This window comes from Chryseobacterium caseinilyticum (genome assembly GCF_014837145.1).
GTDB classification, from domain to species: domain Bacteria; phylum Bacteroidota; class Bacteroidia; order Flavobacteriales; family Weeksellaceae; genus Chryseobacterium; species Chryseobacterium caseinilyticum.
The window spans coordinates 827,183-843,962 of sequence record NZ_JACYFS010000001.1 but is presented as its reverse complement, the minus strand read 5'-3'; the positions used below and the strand labels follow the sequence as shown (position 1 = coordinate 843,962).

Below are 16,780 nucleotides of genomic sequence, written 5' to 3'. Positions count from 1 at the left end.
TAATAATCATGATTTTTCTTAAAAAAAGAAAACCGCCTTAAAAAAGACGGTCTTCATTTATAACAAATTAAATTCTGACTATTTTGTAATATCTCTTCCGATTACCAATCTCTGGATTTCAGAAGTTCCTTCTCCGATCGTACACAATTTAGAATCTCTGTAGAATTTTTCAGCAGGGAAGTCTTTAGTATAACCGTAACCACCGAAGATCTGTACTGCATTATTTGAAATTCTTACACAAGCCTCAGAAGCGTATAGTTTTGCCATTGCACCTTCTTTGGTCATTTTCTGCTTAGCATTTTTCAATGTTGAAGCTCTCTGAATCAACAGTTCTGCTGCATCAATTTCTGTAGCCATGTCTGCCAACATAAAGTTGATCGCCTGAAAATCTGAAATTGATTTTCCGAACTGTTTTCTTTCTTTAGCATATTTCAAAGCTGCTTTGTAAGCACCTCTTGCAGTACCTAAACTCAAAGCTGCGATAGAAATTCTTCCACCATCTAAAATTTTCATTGCCTGTTTGAAACCTTCACCCACTTCGCCTAAACGGTTGGCATCAGGAACACGAACATTATCAAAAATCAATTCAGCAGTTTCCGAAGCTCTCATACCAAGCTTGTTTTCTTTCTTACCAGAAGTGAAACCAGCCATTCCTTTTTCTAAAACGAAGGCGGTAGAATTATTTTTAGCTCCTATTTCTCCAGTTCTTGTCATTACCACAGCGATATCTCCTGAAATTGCGTGTGTGATAAAGTTTTTTGCTCCGTTGATTACCCACTCGTCGCCGTCTTTAATGGCAGTTGTAGACATTCCGCCAGAATCTGAACCAGTGTTATGTTCCGTTAATCCCCAAGCTCCGATTACTTTACCTGAAGCCAGTTGTGGCAACCATCTCTGTCTTTGCTCTTCATTCGCAAATTCATAAATATGATTGGTGCAAAGTGAGTTGTGCGCTGCTACTGAAAGCCCGATAGAAGGGTCAACCTGAGAAATTTCGTCAAGGATCGTTACATACTCATGATATCCAAGACCGGAACCGCCATATTCTTCAGGAATTACAATTCCCATAAAACCCATTTCGCCCAGTTGGTGAAACAGCTCTTTCGGGAAAGTCTGGCTTTCGTCCCATTCCATAATATTAGGTCTGATGTTTTTCTCAGCAAAGTCTTTCGCCGTCTCGGCTATCATTTTAATGTTATCCATTGTCTCTGTATTCATATCTTAAAGAAGTTTGTGCCCAAAGATAATTAAATTGACGAAATAGCAAAATATTTTCGGAACAGAATATACTTTGGCTTTAAATAATTTGTTATCAGGGGTTTAATGTTTTAATTAATAGAATCTTAATACTTTAGATATTCAATGGATTGCAATAAAATCTTATCTTAGCAACCCAATTTTAAGATATGAAGAAATTTTTATTCTCTGCTGTGTTTTTATCCGCGATTTTATCAGCTCAGGCTCCGGCTGGTTATTACGACGGAACGACAGGTCTTACAGGCTATGCTTTAAAAACTAAGCTGCACGAAATTATTTCCGCCAAGAATATCAACTGGCATTATGGTGATCTTCCAAATTATTATAATCAAACAGATTTAGATAAATATTATGATCACGGACCAGGCAATACTACAATTTTGCTGGATATATATTCTGAAATTCCGTCTGGTCCTGATAACTACGAATATACTTCGGCAAACCTGATCAGTACATCCGGTGCAGAAGGTTTAGGTTATAACAGGGAACATGCAGTTCCACAAAGCACATTCAACAGCAATTATCCTATGTATTCTGATTTGCATTTTGTAATTCCTACGGATGCGAGAATCAATCAGCTGCGAAACAATTATCCTTATGGAATAGGAAATTCTACTAATCATTATAATTTTTCAAATACTTCGAGAATGTCTAACAGTGCAATTCCGAATTATGCCTATACCAACCGTGTCTATGAACCAATCGCTGAGTTCAGAGGAGATATCGCCAGAATGCTTTTGTATTTTGCTGTGAGATATGAGGATAAACTGCCTTCATTCAATACTTCCACAAATATAAATCCTGCAATGGACAGATCTGCATTCGACGGAACTGCCGAACGTGCTTTCGAGCCTGGATACATTACCATGTTGTTGCAGTGGCATCAGCAGGATCCCGTTTCTCAAAGGGAAATTGACAGAAATAATGCAGTTTTCAATATTCAGAACAACAGAAATCCTTTCGTTGATAATCCGCAATGGATTAACGCAATCTGGTTGCAGACGCCCGATAATGTTGCGCCTCAAGCTCCATTAAATTTAAATTCTACATTTACTGGCGCTAATTTCACCAACTTATCATGGTCGCCAAGCACGAGTACAGATGTGATTGGCTACAATATTTTTCAAAACGGAACATATCTTACGACAACGAAATCTACAGCGGTTATAATTGATCATCTTACTGCTTCAACAACCTATAATTATACAGTTAAGGCTTATGACGCGGGATATCTGCTTTCTCCGGACAGTAATTCTGTTTCAGTTTCTACTTTAGCAACAGATTCCAATGTAAAAGATCTTTACATTACCAAATATATTGAAGGAACGGGAGATAATAAAGCGATTGAAATTGTAAACAGAACCGGTCATGAAGTTGATTTAAATAATTACAGTATCAGAGTTCAGTTTTACAACAGTAATCCTCCAACTCCTACATATTATTATGGAAACAGTTTTGAACTTGAAGGGAAAATTGCAAATAATCAGACTATTGTTATTTTAAATCCTAAAGCTTCGCTTTCATGCTACACCAATAGCAGTGCAGATTTTCTTACAGCAGGGGATGCCCTGAATTTTTCCGGGACTCAATATGTTGAACTGAATTACAAATCTTCAACGGTAGATGCAATCGGAAGCAGATTTGTGAGCAATTCACTTGGTGATATTTCTCTGTACAGAAAAAATACAGTAACACAGCCAACTACAAGCTACAACAGTGCAGAATGGGATTCTTTCCCTGTAAATTACTGTCAGAATGCAGGTTCACTTTCACTTTCTGATGTAATTGCAGGGAATGAAGAATTTAAAATCTATCCAAATCCTGTTTCAGATTATATATCTGTCAGCGGAAACATTGAGAATGTGAAAACAGCTCAGATTTTAGATTATTCAGGGAACTTGATATTTACGGAAAACAATCCGTTTAAAAACAGGAAAAATATTTCGGTACAGAATCTATCCAGCGGAATTTATATGCTTATATTAGATGGAAAAACATTTAAATTTATAAAGAAATAGTTTATCCAAAAAGGTTTGCGAAGTAATCATTAATCACCGTCCAGAAATTTTTTCCCAGGAAATAAATTAGGGTGGAAGTAATGATTCCTTTCACGGTGAAGAAAATAATGCCGCCAACTCCGAATTTCTTCACAAGCTGCTTCCATTTAGATTTTTTCTTTTCTTCAGTTGCCTCATCAAGTACCTTATTGTTTTCCATCTCTGAATTTCAAATGATTACTGCACAAAGATAAGTATGTTTATAATCATTCCAAATAATTTTGGTTTTAAATTTTATAAAATTTCGCGGTACCGGATATTTTTTTATCTTTAGAAAAACGAAAAGTAAAATTTTTATGTCAAAAAAGGTCAAAGATTTCGGAATTGAAAAATCATTAAAAAATTTAGGAATCAAAGATGAAAACAAAGGAACTTCTACAGGAGGTAAATTTTTTGCATCAGGAAAAACAATAGAAAGTTATTCTCCGGCAGACGGAAGATTAATTGGAAAAGTAAAATTATCGGGCGAAAAAGATTACGACAGAGTAATGGAATCTGCTCAGAAAGCATTTCTTGAATTCCGCACAATGCCTGCACCAAAAAGAGGCGAAATCGTACGCCAGCTCGGGCAAAAATTAAGAGAATATAAAGATGACCTCGGCAAACTGGTTTCCTACGAAATGGGAAAATCTCTGCAGGAAGGCCTTGGTGAAGTACAGGAAATGATCGACATCTGCGACTTTGCAGTTGGTTTATCAAGACAGCTTCACGGGTACACCATGCATTCAGAAAGACCGGGTCACAGAATGTACGAGCAATATCACCCGCTTGGGATTGTGAGCATCATCACAGCATTCAACTTTCCGGTGGCAGTTTGGGCATGGAATACAGCTTTAGCCTGGATCTGTGGCAACGTTACCATCTGGAAACCTTCAGAAAAAACACCACTCTGTGCAGTTGCCTGTCAGAATATCATGAATGAAGTTTTAAAGGAAAATAACTTACCTGAAGGGATTTCAAGCGTAATGGTTGCCGATCATGAGATCGGACAAAAGCTGGTGGATGACAAACGTGTTGCTTTGGTATCATTCACAGGTTCTACAAGAGTGGGAAGAATGGTTTCTTCTAAAGTAGCTGAAAGATTTGGCAAATCAATCCTTGAATTGGGTGGAAACAATGCCATCATCATTTCCAAAGATGCTGACCTGGATATGTCAATTATCGGAGCCGTTTTCGGAGCTGTAGGGACAGCAGGACAAAGATGTACTTCTACAAGAAGACTGATTATTCACGAAAGCGTTTACGACGAAGTAAAAAACCGTCTTGCAAAAGCTTACGGACAGTTAAAAATCGGAAATCCTTTAGATGAAAATATGCACGTTGGACCGCTGATCGACGTTGAAGCAGTAAATCAATATGAGCTGGCGATTGAAAAATGTAAAGCGGAAGGCGGAAAATTCGTTGTTGAAGGTGAAGTTTTGGAAGGAAAAGAGTATGAATCGGGATGTTATGTAAAACCGTGCATCGCTGAAGTTGAAAATTCCTTTGAAATCGTTCAGCACGAAACTTTTGCACCTATTTTATATTTAATCAAATATTCAACTCTGGAAGAGGCAATCGCGATTCAGAATGATGTTCCTCAGGGATTGTCTTCGGCGATTATGACTCAGAATTTGAGAGAAGCAGAATTATTCCTTTCCCACGCCGGTTCAGACTGTGGTATTGCCAATGTGAATATCGGAACTTCAGGTGCGGAAATCGGCGGAGCTTTTGGCGGTGAAAAAGAAACCGGTGGCGGCAGAGAATCTGGTTCTGATGTCTGGAAATATTACATGAGAAGACAAACGAATACTATTAATTATACAGCAAGTCTTCCATTGGCTCAGGGAATTAAATTTGATTTATAGTGTTTTTAAAATCACTATTCATAGCCATCACCTTATCCTCATCAGCTTCCTTTGCCCAAGATAAGGATCAGGAAGAAATTTATTCTTTACTTATCAATAGTTTTCCGGAAAAGGAAATTAAAATTAGTAACAAAGTTTTTTCCGTGGGCTATGAGATTTCTGATGATGAAGAATACAGAATGTACATGAGAAAATTTTTATTTCTCAAAAAAAGTACTTGCAAAAATTTTATTAAAAATAAAGGAATCAAAAGCATAATCAATAATAATTTTTTTACGGATAAAAAAATCATTATCACAGACAATAATGGAGAAGAATTACTTCGTTTTTCCAATATTGGTTTTAGTACTGATAAGAATCAAGCTTTAGTTCAATACAGAAAAAATGAAACTTATTTGGTGCTTTTTGATTTAAAAAACGGAAAATGGTTTCTTAAAACGAAAATAAATAATCATTATTTTCTACAATTCATCTCTAATAATTTAAATTAATATGGATAACACTATTCAAATTCAAACAAATAAAATAAAAGAAACTGTAGGAAAACACGTTTTGGCAGACGGTTTCGACTTTGTAATGGATATTGAAAACTCTCACGGATCATGGATTCATGATTCGATTTCAGGGAAAAATTTTCTGGATATGTTTTCAATGTTCGGCTCGGCTTCCATTGGTTACAATCATCCCTATCTAGTGGAAAAATCTGAATGGTTAGGAAAAATGGCAGTCAACAAACCCACTTTGGCCGACGTTTATTCTAAGGAATACGCTCATTTTCTTGATGTTTTCGAAAGAGTGGTTTTACCTGACGAATTACAGTACGCTTTCTTTATTGAAGGCGGTGCTTTAGGCGTTGAAAATGCGATGAAAGCATGTTTCGACTGGAAAACAAGGAAAAATTTCGAAAAAGGTTTAGATATCGAAGCAGGAATCTGTATTCATTTCAGACAGGCTTTTCATGGGCGAAGTGGTTATACTTTAAGTTTGACAAACACTACAGACCCAAGAAAGTATCAGTACTTTCCGCTGTTTGACTGGCCAAGAATTTTAAACCCGAAATTAACTTTCCCGGTTACGGAAGAAAATTTAGAGGAAACTATTAAGAATGAAAATCTGGCATTAATTCAAATTACAGAGGCAATAATATCCAATCCTGATAAGGTAGCATGCATTATCATTGAACCTATTCAGGCTGAAGGTGGTGACAATCATTTCAGAGATGAGTTTTTTGTTGGATTAAGAAAGATTTGTGATGAGCATGAAGTACTTTTAATTTTTGATGAAGTGCAGACAGGCATCGGAATTACAGGCAAAATGTGGGCATTTGAACATTTAAGCGTAAGACCTGATATTATTTCTTTTGGTAAGAAAACTCAGGTGTGCGGTGTTTTAGCCAATAAAGAAAAGTTTGACGAGATCCCGAATAATGTTTTCAGAGAAAGCTCAAGAATCAATTCTACTTTTGGTGGAAATTTAATTGATATGCTCCGTTTCCAGCTGGTGATGGAAGTGATTGAAAAAGAAAATCTTTTAGAAAATGCGAATACTGTTGGTGAATATCTTTTGGAAGGACTGCAGAAATTGGCTCAGAAATATCCTGAGAAATTATCTAACGCCAGAGGAAAAGGTCTGATGTGTGCCATAGATCTGCCCTCCGGTGAGCAAAGAGATAAGATGAGAAGTGAGCTGTACAACGACGGTTTAATCATCCTTTCGTGTGGAGATCAGTCTATCCGTTTCAGACCTCATCTGAACGTTACGAAAGAAGAAATTCAGATTGCTTTGGATAAAATTGAAAACAATATTAATAAAATTTAAAATACTCAGATTTGCTTTTTTATAATTTTTTCCATAATTTTAGATACTCAAAATGAAAAGTATATGGAAAGAAACACGAGAGTATCAGTATTTGAAAGTGATAAACCTGCAGAAATTCAGTTGATTAAGTCAAAGCTTGATGAAGCTGAAATTGCCAATGCAACAGAAAATAATTATCTGACCTTTACGACAACGCCTACGGCTACATCATTAAAGGTAATGGTAGACTTACAGGACGAAAAAAAAGCATTTGATGTAATTGATGCTTATCTCCAACAGAGTGAGAATAAATAAAAACAATTTCATAATTTTAAATTTTACTACTTCGGAACCGAAAATTAATTCTATTAGTTTTCGGTTTTTTATGGATTGACATCAGAGAGATCCAGTTTAAAAACCAAAATTAAAACATGGAACCTAAAATCGAAATGAGAGAAGCCCTGATATCTGAAGCCGGGCAGATCTGGGAAATTATTCAGCAGGCAATTGAAAGGCGGAGACAGGAGGGAAGTAGCCAATGGCAAAATGGTTACCCAAACAGAAATACAATAGAATCAGACATTGCAAAACATTTCGGATACGTATTAACCGTTGATGATGAAATTGCAGTATACACCGCGTTGATTTTAAATGACGAACCTGCGTATTCGTCAATAGAAGGTGCATGGCTCAGCGACGGAGAATTTGTCGTCATCCACCGCGTAGCTGTTGACGAAAAATTTTCAGGAAAAGGAATGGTAAAATTTCTCTTTAATAAAATTGAAGAATTCACAAGATCTCAAAACATTAAAAGCATAAAAGTGGATACCAATTTTGATAATCTCGCCATGCTCAGAATACTTGAATCTAAAGGATACTCCTATTGCGGAGAGGTGATGCTTGCCGGCGGCATGAGAAAAGCTTTTGAGAAGATTATATTTTAAGGCAAAAGTTAAATTTAACTTTCATTGATTCTTTCTTAAACAATTGATTAAAAAAGTCTATCACCTTTGTTCGTTTTGTTCCGAACCAATATCTATTTTTGTTGAAAATTTTTAGTTTGGATAAACATACACACTTTGATGAAAAAATTTTTCAGGATGCCGTAAGATTTTACGGTACGGTTTTTAATATACCACCCTTAGCTTCAAAAATTTACGCATATCTCCTTTTTGATTTTCAGAAAAAAGGAATCACGTTTGATGAATTTGTAGAAGTTTTTGGTGCCAGTAAAAGCTCGGTATCCACAAGTCTGGTTTTGCTTTTAAATGCAGAACTCATTGTTGATGTAAACAAAATTGATGAAAGAAAAAGATTTTTTTTCATCAACGACGATTACAAAAGGATAAGATTTGAAAAAATCGTTCAGAAAATGCAGGATGAACTGAAACTTCTGGATGAGCTTGATGCATTTAATAAAAACAGTAATGTGACTTACGAAGAATATAATGACAGGATCATTGCCTACAAAGATCTTCTCAAAAAAAATATCATAAACATACAGGAATCTCTTAATAAACTATAAAATGAATAACAAACTTATACTCCTTTCTTTCGCTGCACTGGCGCTCGCGTCTTGTAAGAAAGAAGAGCCTAAACAGGAAGCCGCCAAACCCTTTCCGGTGGTGAAAGTTGAAAGCAGAAATATCACAGGTTACCAGACTTTTCCGGCAAGTATTGAAGGTAAAGTCAACAATGATGTGAGAGCCAAAATTCAGGGTTACATCACTCAGGTTTTGGTAGATGAAGGGCAATTTGTGACGAAAGGTCAACCCTTATTCCGTCTGGAAACCAATACTTTAAATGAAACCGCAGCCGCAGCAAAAGCTGGTGTTGGTGCAGCACAGTCCAATATCGCAGCAGCCCAGGCCGCTGTTAATGCAGCACAGGTGGAAGTTAATAAACTGAAACCGCTGGTTGATAAAAAAATCATCAGCAGTGTTCAGCTTCAGACTGCACAGGCCAATCTTGCTCAGGCTCAGGCTCAGGTGCAGCAGGCAAAAGCGGCAAGAGAACAGGCAAATGCCAATTATAAAGGAGCTGCAGCCAATGTAGATTATTCTATTATCCGAGCGCCTATTTCTGGTGTTGTAGGGAAGTTACCTTTGAGAGTAGGAAGTTTGGTTGGGCCAAATGATCAGACTGCTTTAACAACAGTTTCCGACACTTCAGAAATTTACGCATACTTTTCGATGAATGAAAAGGAATATTTTGATTTCCTTGAAAAATCAGAAGGTGCGACAATGCCTCAGAAAATCAAAAATATTCCGATGGTTGAGCTTGAATTGGCCAACGGAAGCTTATATCCTGAAAAAGGTAGAGTGGAAGCCATTACCGGACAGATTGATCCTACAACCGGAACTATTCAGTTCAGAGTTTCATTTACCAATGCTCAAAAACTTTTAAGCAACGGAAACAGTGGTAAAATAAGACTTCCGAAATATTACAACAATGTTCTTGTCGTACCTGAAGGTGCTACTTACGAACAGCAGGGAATCGTTTATGTTTATAAAGTTAATAAAGACACTGCCAGAAATGCTGTCGTTAATATCATTGACAGAATCGACAATTTAGCATTAATTAAAGATGGAGTAAAAGTGGGAGATCCTGTAGTGGCAGCCGGTACCGGAACGTTGAAAAACGGAACACCAGTGAAACCGCAGCCTACGACAACTGATCAGATTGTGAAATCCATAAAACCGAAATTCTAATGATCAAAAACTTTATTAATAGACCGGTTTTATCCACTGTAATCTCAATCCTGATCGTTATTCTCGGGGTTTTGGGGCTTACAGCACTGCCGGTGACACAATATCCTGACATCGCACCTGCGACAGTAAGTGTAAGAGCAAATTACACCGGAGCCAACGCCGAAACAGTAATGAAAAGTGTGGTCGTTCCTTTGGAAGAACAGATCAACGGTGTTGAAGGAATGGATTACATTACGTCAACTGCCGGAAACGACGGTTCAGCACAGATTCAGGTATTTTTTAAGCAGGGTGTTGATGCTGATATTGCTGCCGTAAACGTACAGAACCGTGTTGCGAGAGCGTCCCCGCTTCTACCAAGTGAGGTAACGAGAGCCGGAGTTGTAACACAGAAACAGCAGACCAGTGCTTTGATGTACCTGTCTTTTTATTCTGAAAACAAAAATATTGACGATGTTTATCTTCAGAACTTTCTGAATATTAACGTTATTCCAGATCTTCAGAGGATTAATGGAGTAGGTGAAGCCAACGTTTTTGGTGGAAAAAACTATTCGATGAGAATCTGGCTCGATCCTGCAAAATTGGCAGCTTACGGAATTACACCTGCTGAAGTGACCAATGCCATCAATGATCAGAGTAGAGAAGCAGCTGCAGGTTCTTTAGGACAAAACAGCGGAAGTTCTTTTGAATATATCATTAAATATGTCGGAAAATTCAGTGAGAAAGAGCAGTATGACGACATCATTATCAAATCTTTGCCCGACGGACAGAATTTAATGCTGAAAGATGTTGCTAAAGTAGAATTAGGCGGTCTTTCTTATTCAGGAGTAGGTGAAAACGGTGATTATCCTTCCATCAGTATGGGGGTTTTCCAGACTCCGGGATCAAATGCTCAGGAGATTATTGAAAATATTAAAAAACAGCTGAAAGAAAATGAAGGCTCTTATCCGGAAGGTGTAAAATATACTTTTAACTTTGATACAAACGAATTCCTGGACGCATCAATTGAAAAGGTAATTCATACTTTGATCGAGGCATTTATTCTTGTATTTATCGTAGTTTATATATTTTTACAGGATTTCAGATCTACTTTAATTCCGGCGATTGCGGTTCCGGTTTCGATTGTGGGAACATTCTTTTTCCTGAATCTGTTTGGATATTCATTAAACCTTTTAACTTTATTCGCTTTAGTACTGGCCATTGGTATTGTGGTCGATGATGCGATCGTTGTTGTAGAAGCCGTTCACGCCAAAATGGAAAATGGAATTTCTGATGCGAAAAAAGCAACCATTGAAGCGATGGATGAGATCACCGGAGCGATTATCTCAATTACCTTGGTAATGGCAGCAGTATTTATTCCGGTAACATTTATTACAGGGCCTACCGGTGTGTTTTATCAGCAGTTTGGTATCACTTTAATCATTGCGATCATTATCTCCGCAGTCAATGCACTTACTTTGAGTCCGGTTTTATGTTCGTTATTTTTAAAGCCTCATGAAGAACACCACAAAGAATATAAAGATTTAAACTTTATTAAAAAGTTCTTCTATAAATTTAATATTGGTTTCAAAACCGCTACAGACCGTTACGGAAGAGGATTTAATTTCCTGATTAAACACAAGTGGGTGACTTTAGTCATTCTGATTGTAACAGGAGGAATTATCTATTGGGCAAACGGAAGTATGAAAAAAGGTTTCGTACCAACCGAAGACAGAGGAATTATCTTTACAGATGTTCAGCTTCCGCCGGGAGCTTCGATGGAAAGAACTTATACCGTTCTGAAAACTCTGCAGAAAGAAGCATTAAAAATTCCTGGAATTCAGAATGTGACAATTTCCACAGGTAGAGGATTACTTTCCGGAAACGGTAGCAATAATGGTCTTGCCTTCGTTAAACTGAAACCGTTCGATGACAGAAAAGGAGACGGCCTGTCTTCCGAAGAGATTTCAAAAAGATTATTTGGTCTTGCAGGAAAAGTTCCTGATGCGAAAGTAGTATTCTTCCAGCCTCCAAGTGTACCGGGATTCGGTAACAGTGCAGGTTTTGAGATGGTACTTTTAGATAAATCAGGAGGCGATTTTGCTCAGCTGGATGCCAAGACTAATGAGTTTATAGGAAATCTGATGCAGAGACCGGAAATTGAATTTGCCCAGACATCTTTCAATACAAAATATCCTCAGTATTTAATGGAAATTAATGTTCCGTTAGCCAAACAGAAAGGCGTTTCAGTGAATGATATCTTATCTGCCATGCAGGGCTATATTGGTGGAATTTACGGAGCTGACTTCACAAAATACGGAAAGCAGTTCAGAGTGATGATTCAGGCATTGCCTGAAGACAGAGTAGATGCTGCGAACTTAAATCAATATTATGTAAAGACAAGTTCGGGAGAGATGTCGCCGATTTCACAGTTTGTTACTTTAACTAAAACGTATGGTCCGCAATCTGTCGGTCGTTACAACTTATTTACTTCGGTGAAAATTACAGGAGCCAACAAAGCAGGCTTCAGTTCGGGGGATGCGATTACAGCGGTCCAGGCTGTTGCCAAAGAAACGCTGGATCAAAATTATGATGTAGAATTTACAGGTCTTACCAGAGAAGAATTAAGTTCAGGATCACAGACTTTACTGATTTTTGCTTTGAGTTTGGTATTCGTTTATTTTATCCTTTCTGCTCAGTACGAAAGTTACATTCTGCCTTTAGTAGTGGTTATTTCACTTCCTCTTGGGGTAATGGGTGCTTATTTCGGACAGAAAATTATGGGGCTTGAAAACAACATCTACTTCCAGATTGCACTTATTATGTTGGTCGGATTATTGGCCAAAAATGCGATTTTGATTATCGAATTTGCAGTACAGCGAAGACATCACGGCGAAACGATTGTAGATTCTGCAATTAATGCAGCGAAGGCGAGATTAAGACCGATTTTAATGACATCTTTAGCCTTTATCTTTGGTCTTTTACCATTGGTTTTGGCAAGCGGAATCGGTGCTGTCGGAAACAGATCTATTGCAACGGGAGCAGCAATCGGATTGTTGATAGGAACTATTTTAGGAGTATTTGTCATCCCTGTACTGTATGTAGTTTTCCAGACTTTGCAGGAGAAAATCAAACCGATCAAGCAAAAAGATATTAATCTTGCCGAATAAGTAATTTTAGAGTTATTAAAAATGAAAAATTTATCAATCTTTATAAAAGGAACAGCTTTTTCGGTGCTTACTTTGGCGTTGGTTGCTTCGTGCAACATCAGAAAAGAATACGAAAGGCCAAAAAACATTGTTCCCGAAAACCTTTTCCGTACAGACAGGCTTCCAAAAGATTCTTCGTCTATTGCGGAACTTTCGTGGCGCGAAATCTTTACAGATCCCATTTTACAGGGTTATATTGAAAAAGCCTTGCAGAATAATCTCGATATCAGAATTGCCATTCAGAATTATGAAGCAGCTGAAGCTTATTTAAAACAAAGCAAAGCAGCCTACCAACCTACAGTTTCCATCGGTCCGAACTACACATTTCAGACACAGTCTGTCAATACACAGTTTGGTCAGATCATCGGAGAACGAAGATATGTTAATCAGTATGACATTACAGCAAGCATCGGCTTTGAAGCTGATATCTGGGGTAAACTGAAAGCTCAGGAAAAAGCTCAGCTTGCCGCAGTTTGGGGAACGCTTGCAGCTCACAAAGCCGTAAAAAATGATCTGATTGCAGCTTTGGCATCATCCTATTTCCAGCTACTGACTTTTGATCAGCAAAAAAGAATCATTTCTGAAACAATTACAATCAGACAGAGCAATCTTGAAACTACGAAAGCTCTGAAGGAAGCCGGAATTCTCACTGAAGTGGCTGTTCAGCAAAGTGAGGCGTTGGTTTACAATGCTCAGGCATCATTAATTGATATTGAAACTCAGATTCAGATCCTTGAAAATACAATGAGTTTGTTATTGGCGGAACCTTCACAGGCCATCAACCGTTCTACTCTTGAATCTCAGAGAATTCCTGCTGAAATTTCAGTAGGCTATTCAGCAAGTCTTCTGGCAAACAGACCCGATGTGATGCAGGCAGAATATAATCTGATCAATACTTTCGAACTGACGAATTCTGCAAAAGCACAGTTTTATCCAACATTCAGAATTACAGGATCGGGTGGGGTGCAGTCGGTAGATATTGATCATTTATTCAGTGTAAACTCTCTGTTTGCAAGCGTTGTGGGAGGTTTAGCACAACCGCTTTTAAACAGAAGACAGATCAGAACCAACTATGATGTCAGTTTGGCCAATAAAGAAATTGCTTATCTGAATTTCAGAAAAACAGTGCTCAGTGCGGGCAAGGAAGTTTCAGATGCGATTAGGGTTTTCACGGTACAGGATGAGTTTATTGACTTAAAAACAAAGGAGCTTACAGCTTACAAAAACTCAGTAAGTTTCTCGCAGGAATTGGTAAACTACGGCATGGCAAACTATCTTGAAGTGCTTACAGCGAATGTGAATGCATTAAATGCAGAACTTAATATTTCAAATGCCCAATACAACAAAATGAAAGCGGCAGTAGACCTCTATAAAGCCTTAGGTGGCGGATGGAGATAATCTTTCTTCCGCAGGATTTTATAGTTAATCTTGTTTTAAACGCATACTTTTCGGAGTGTGCGTTTTCTTTTTTGATGAATATGAAGCAATTAGCATTTATTTTCAGCAGATCTTCAATAAATTTTAACAAATTATTTGTATATATGGTTTAATTACTTACTTTTGTACCGCTTCGTGTAAAAAGCACGGGAAAACAGGGGAATTAGCTCATCTGGCTAGAGCGTTAGACTGGCAGTCTAAAGGTGACGGGTTCGATCCCCGTATTCTCCACAAAAACTTTATCAAACCTTGTAATCTTATGAAGAAATTTTTTTTACTTGCGTTAATGGCTGTAATGTTCATCAGCTGTAATTCTGATGACGATTTAACTTTAGTTGATTACATCGGAACGTGGTCCGGAACCTACACCGGAACAAATGATAAAGGTGATTGGAATTTTGTAGTCGCCGACGACGGAAAAGTGACAGGCACTATGCATTCTATCGACACTAATCAAAATTTTGCGATTATCGGTCGTCTGGACAGATCCGGACAGTTGATTGCAGAACTGGCTTTACCTGCTAAAGGAAATTTCAACGGTACGCTTACTACTGAGAAAAAAGGTAACGGATCTTGGGACAACAGTCTTCCGGCACCGGCAAGAAGCGGAAATTGGGAAGGTTCAAAAGATAAAAAGTAATTTTACCAAAATATAATTAAAACCACAGTTTTTTGAAACTGTGGTTTTTTTTGATTTAAACTTTTTTAAAATAACTGATTCATTAAAATCACTTCTCTGCTTTCCAGCAAAGGAACTACCTGTTCCAAAACAATCTCTTTAAAATGATCTGAATTGCGGTGAAGCTCAACTGCTGCTTCATTTGCATATCCCTCATACAGAATCAATGTATTGCGGTCTGTCTGGCTTTGGTGAACTTTATAAAACAGATTTCCTTCTTCCTGAGAACTCTTCTCTGCTGCTTCTCTCATCAGCTGAATGACGGTTTCAGATTTTCCTTCTTTCACCTCCCATTTTGCATGAACAAATACTTTTTTCGTATCCATTTTTTTTTAATTTTAAATTAAACTAAGCCTTTCTGCTCTCCAGAAGAGCAACAATTTTTTCACCAACACCTTTTGCTGAAGCAGGATTTTGACCTGTGATCAGATTTCCATCTGAAATACTGTTTTCAGACCATGCCTCAGCAGCATGGAAAATGGCACCTTGTTCGGATAATGCAGTCTGCAAATCAAAAGGGACATCAGTTCTCGCATAATTATCTTCTTCTTCGGTTGTGAAAGAGGTGATGTTTTTCCCATTCACAAGATAAGTTCCGTCACTTAATTTTACATTGAGAAATGAAACAGGACCGTGACAAACCGCAGCAACAATACCGTCTCTTTCATAAACATCTGCGATTACCTTTTTCAGTTCATCGTTTTCCGGCATATCGACCATCGGAGCCAAACCACCGGGAATAAAAGCTACATCGTAATTATTGACATCAACTTCAGAAAGTTTTGCAGCTTTGTGCATGTCGTCCCAGCCTTTTCCGGTCAGGAATTTTAAGTTATCCGGATCATCTGCTAAATTTAAGGCATCCAAAAATGGTGATTCGCCCGTAAGACTTGCAAAATCTACATCGAAATTTGCTTTCTGAAATTCTGCGTAAGGATGTGCTACCTCGGGTAAAAAAGTTCCGGTTCTTCTATTGTTTTTTCCAATAGAATTTGCGTTGGAGACGATGATTAATACTTTTGCTTTCATAATTAAAATTTTAATTGAATGATTTTTTATTTAAATTTCTAAAGCAAATGTACATCGACCGAATGCCTGAAGAGAAGGAGCCAAGTCACAAAAAAAGTGTGACCGGAATCACACTTTGTATTTTAAATTTAAAAAATCATTTACCGTTGGAATATAATCTGCTTAAAGTTTCCCGACTTACACCCAGATATTCTGCAACATATTTTTTTGGAATATGAGAAATAAGATCAGGATACAACCGCGAAAACTCTTGATACCGCTGCTGTGGCGTGCTGGATAATAAAAGTATAATTCTCTGCTGTAAAGCAATGTAACCGTTAGTCAGTTTTATTCTGAAAAAATGTTCCATTTTGTGAAATTCTGTTGCAAGTTTTTCTCGTCCTTCCAGTGTAAGACAGGCTACAGCACCGTCCTGCAGGCATTCTACAAACATCGTTGCATTTTTTTGACTGAAAAATCCAATGTAATCCGTCATCCACCAGTTCTTTTTTGCAAACTGAATGATGTGTTCTTTTCCGCTTTCGTCCACGTAAAAAACTTTATAAATTCCATCCAGAGTCAGAAATTCATATTTCACTTCATCGCCTTCGTGAACGAGAAACTGATTTTTCCGAACATTTTTTATAGTGAAAAATGTTTTGATACGCGCAAATTCTTCATCTGTAATGCTAATGATCTCCTCAATATGTTCTCTCAGTCTGTCCATTTCTCTGTAAATTATCTGTAAATTTAAGTAAAAAGAGGAAACAAGATTCTATTTGAATATTCGTGTGAACTTTAA

16 protein-coding genes and 1 tRNA gene are annotated in these 16,780 nt (G+C 37.5%); 12 read left to right on the top strand and 5 right to left on the bottom strand.

Going from position 1 to position 16,780, the window contains the following annotated elements; all coding sequences use genetic code 11:
- Positions 1–78: 78 nt before the first annotated feature.
- The gene (locus tag IC610_RS04080; RefSeq protein ID WP_191735354.1) at positions 79–1,218 is read right to left on the bottom strand and encodes an acyl-CoA dehydrogenase family protein; all 1,140 of its coding nucleotides are present in this window, start codon (positions 1,216–1,218) and stop codon (positions 79–81) included.
- Between the two features lie 188 nt (positions 1,219–1,406).
- Between IC610_RS04080 and IC610_RS04075 the strand changes: the two genes are divergently transcribed.
- Positions 1,407–3,275, top strand: coding sequence for an endonuclease (locus tag IC610_RS04075; RefSeq protein ID WP_191735353.1), 1,869 nt, complete (start codon positions 1,407–1,409; stop codon positions 3,273–3,275).
- A gap of 1 nt (position 3,276) precedes the next feature.
- On the opposite strand, the gene IC610_RS04070 is transcribed toward IC610_RS04075, so the two are convergent.
- The gene (locus IC610_RS04070; protein ID WP_056079962.1) at positions 3,277–3,474 is read right to left on the bottom strand and encodes a hypothetical protein; all 198 of its coding nucleotides are present in this window, start codon (positions 3,472–3,474) and stop codon (positions 3,277–3,279) included.
- 136 nt (positions 3,475–3,610) lie between these two features.
- Between IC610_RS04070 and amaB the strand changes: the two genes are divergently transcribed.
- The 11 genes from amaB (at position 3,611) to IC610_RS04015 (ending at position 14,931) form a co-directional block, all read left to right on the top strand.
- Positions 3,611–5,161 (top strand): L-piperidine-6-carboxylate dehydrogenase, encoded by a 1,551-nt coding sequence (gene amaB / locus IC610_RS04065; RefSeq protein ID WP_191735352.1) that lies wholly within the window; start codon positions 3,611–3,613, stop codon positions 5,159–5,161.
- Complete coding sequence (locus IC610_RS04060; protein WP_056079961.1) at positions 5,161–5,652, top strand: hypothetical protein; 492 nt, start codon at positions 5,161–5,163, stop codon at positions 5,650–5,652. The genes amaB and IC610_RS04060 overlap by 1 nt, the downstream gene beginning before the upstream one ends.
- Position 5,653: 1 nt before the next feature.
- Positions 5,654–6,979, top strand: coding sequence for an L-lysine 6-transaminase (gene lat / locus IC610_RS04055; protein WP_191735351.1), 1,326 nt, complete (start codon positions 5,654–5,656; stop codon positions 6,977–6,979).
- A gap of 63 nt (positions 6,980–7,042) precedes the next feature.
- Positions 7,043–7,273, top strand: a complete 231-nt coding sequence (locus tag IC610_RS04050) for a DUF2007 domain-containing protein (RefSeq protein ID WP_056079956.1) — start codon at positions 7,043–7,045, stop codon at positions 7,271–7,273.
- 116 nt (positions 7,274–7,389) lie between these two features.
- A complete protein-coding gene (locus tag IC610_RS04045; RefSeq protein ID WP_191735350.1) occupies positions 7,390–7,902 on the top strand; it encodes a GNAT family N-acetyltransferase in 513 nt (170 codons plus the stop codon).
- Between the two features lie 116 nt (positions 7,903–8,018).
- Positions 8,019–8,483 carry a GbsR/MarR family transcriptional regulator gene (locus IC610_RS04040; protein ID WP_191735349.1) on the top strand — a complete coding sequence of 155 codons (465 nt, stop codon included), beginning with the start codon at positions 8,019–8,021 and terminating at the stop codon, positions 8,481–8,483.
- A 1-nt stretch (position 8,484) separates the two neighbouring features.
- Positions 8,485–9,669, top strand: a complete 1,185-nt coding sequence (locus tag IC610_RS04035) for an efflux RND transporter periplasmic adaptor subunit (protein ID WP_191735348.1) — start codon at positions 8,485–8,487, stop codon at positions 9,667–9,669.
- Positions 9,669–12,815 (top strand): efflux RND transporter permease subunit, encoded by a 3,147-nt coding sequence (locus tag IC610_RS04030; protein WP_191735347.1) that lies wholly within the window; start codon positions 9,669–9,671, stop codon positions 12,813–12,815. The genes IC610_RS04035 and IC610_RS04030 overlap by 1 nt, the downstream gene beginning before the upstream one ends.
- Before the next feature lie 21 nt (positions 12,816–12,836).
- Positions 12,837–14,252: an efflux transporter outer membrane subunit gene (locus IC610_RS04025; protein WP_191735346.1), complete on the top strand. Its 1,416-nt coding sequence runs from the start codon at positions 12,837–12,839 to the stop codon at positions 14,250–14,252.
- Positions 14,253–14,448: 196 nt separating this feature from the next.
- Positions 14,449–14,522: transfer RNA gene (locus IC610_RS04020), tRNA-Ala, on the top strand.
- Between the two features lie 28 nt (positions 14,523–14,550).
- Complete coding sequence (locus IC610_RS04015) at positions 14,551–14,931, top strand: hypothetical protein (RefSeq protein WP_191735345.1); 381 nt, start codon at positions 14,551–14,553, stop codon at positions 14,929–14,931.
- A 65-nt stretch (positions 14,932–14,996) separates the two neighbouring features.
- Here the strand turns inward: IC610_RS04015 and IC610_RS04010 are convergent, their stop codons facing one another.
- From IC610_RS04010 to IC610_RS04000, 3 genes are all read right to left on the bottom strand, one after another.
- On the bottom strand, positions 14,997–15,296 hold the full coding sequence (locus IC610_RS04010) for a putative quinol monooxygenase (RefSeq protein WP_191735344.1): 300 nt from the start codon (positions 15,294–15,296) through the stop codon (positions 14,997–14,999).
- A 22-nt stretch (positions 15,297–15,318) separates the two neighbouring features.
- Entirely contained in the window at positions 15,319–15,999 is a 681-nt protein-coding gene (locus IC610_RS04005; protein ID WP_191735343.1) for a type 1 glutamine amidotransferase domain-containing protein, read from the bottom strand.
- 136 nt (positions 16,000–16,135) lie between these two features.
- Positions 16,136–16,705, bottom strand: coding sequence for a Crp/Fnr family transcriptional regulator (locus IC610_RS04000; protein ID WP_191735342.1), 570 nt, complete (start codon positions 16,703–16,705; stop codon positions 16,136–16,138).
- Positions 16,706–16,780 lie beyond the last annotated feature (75 nt).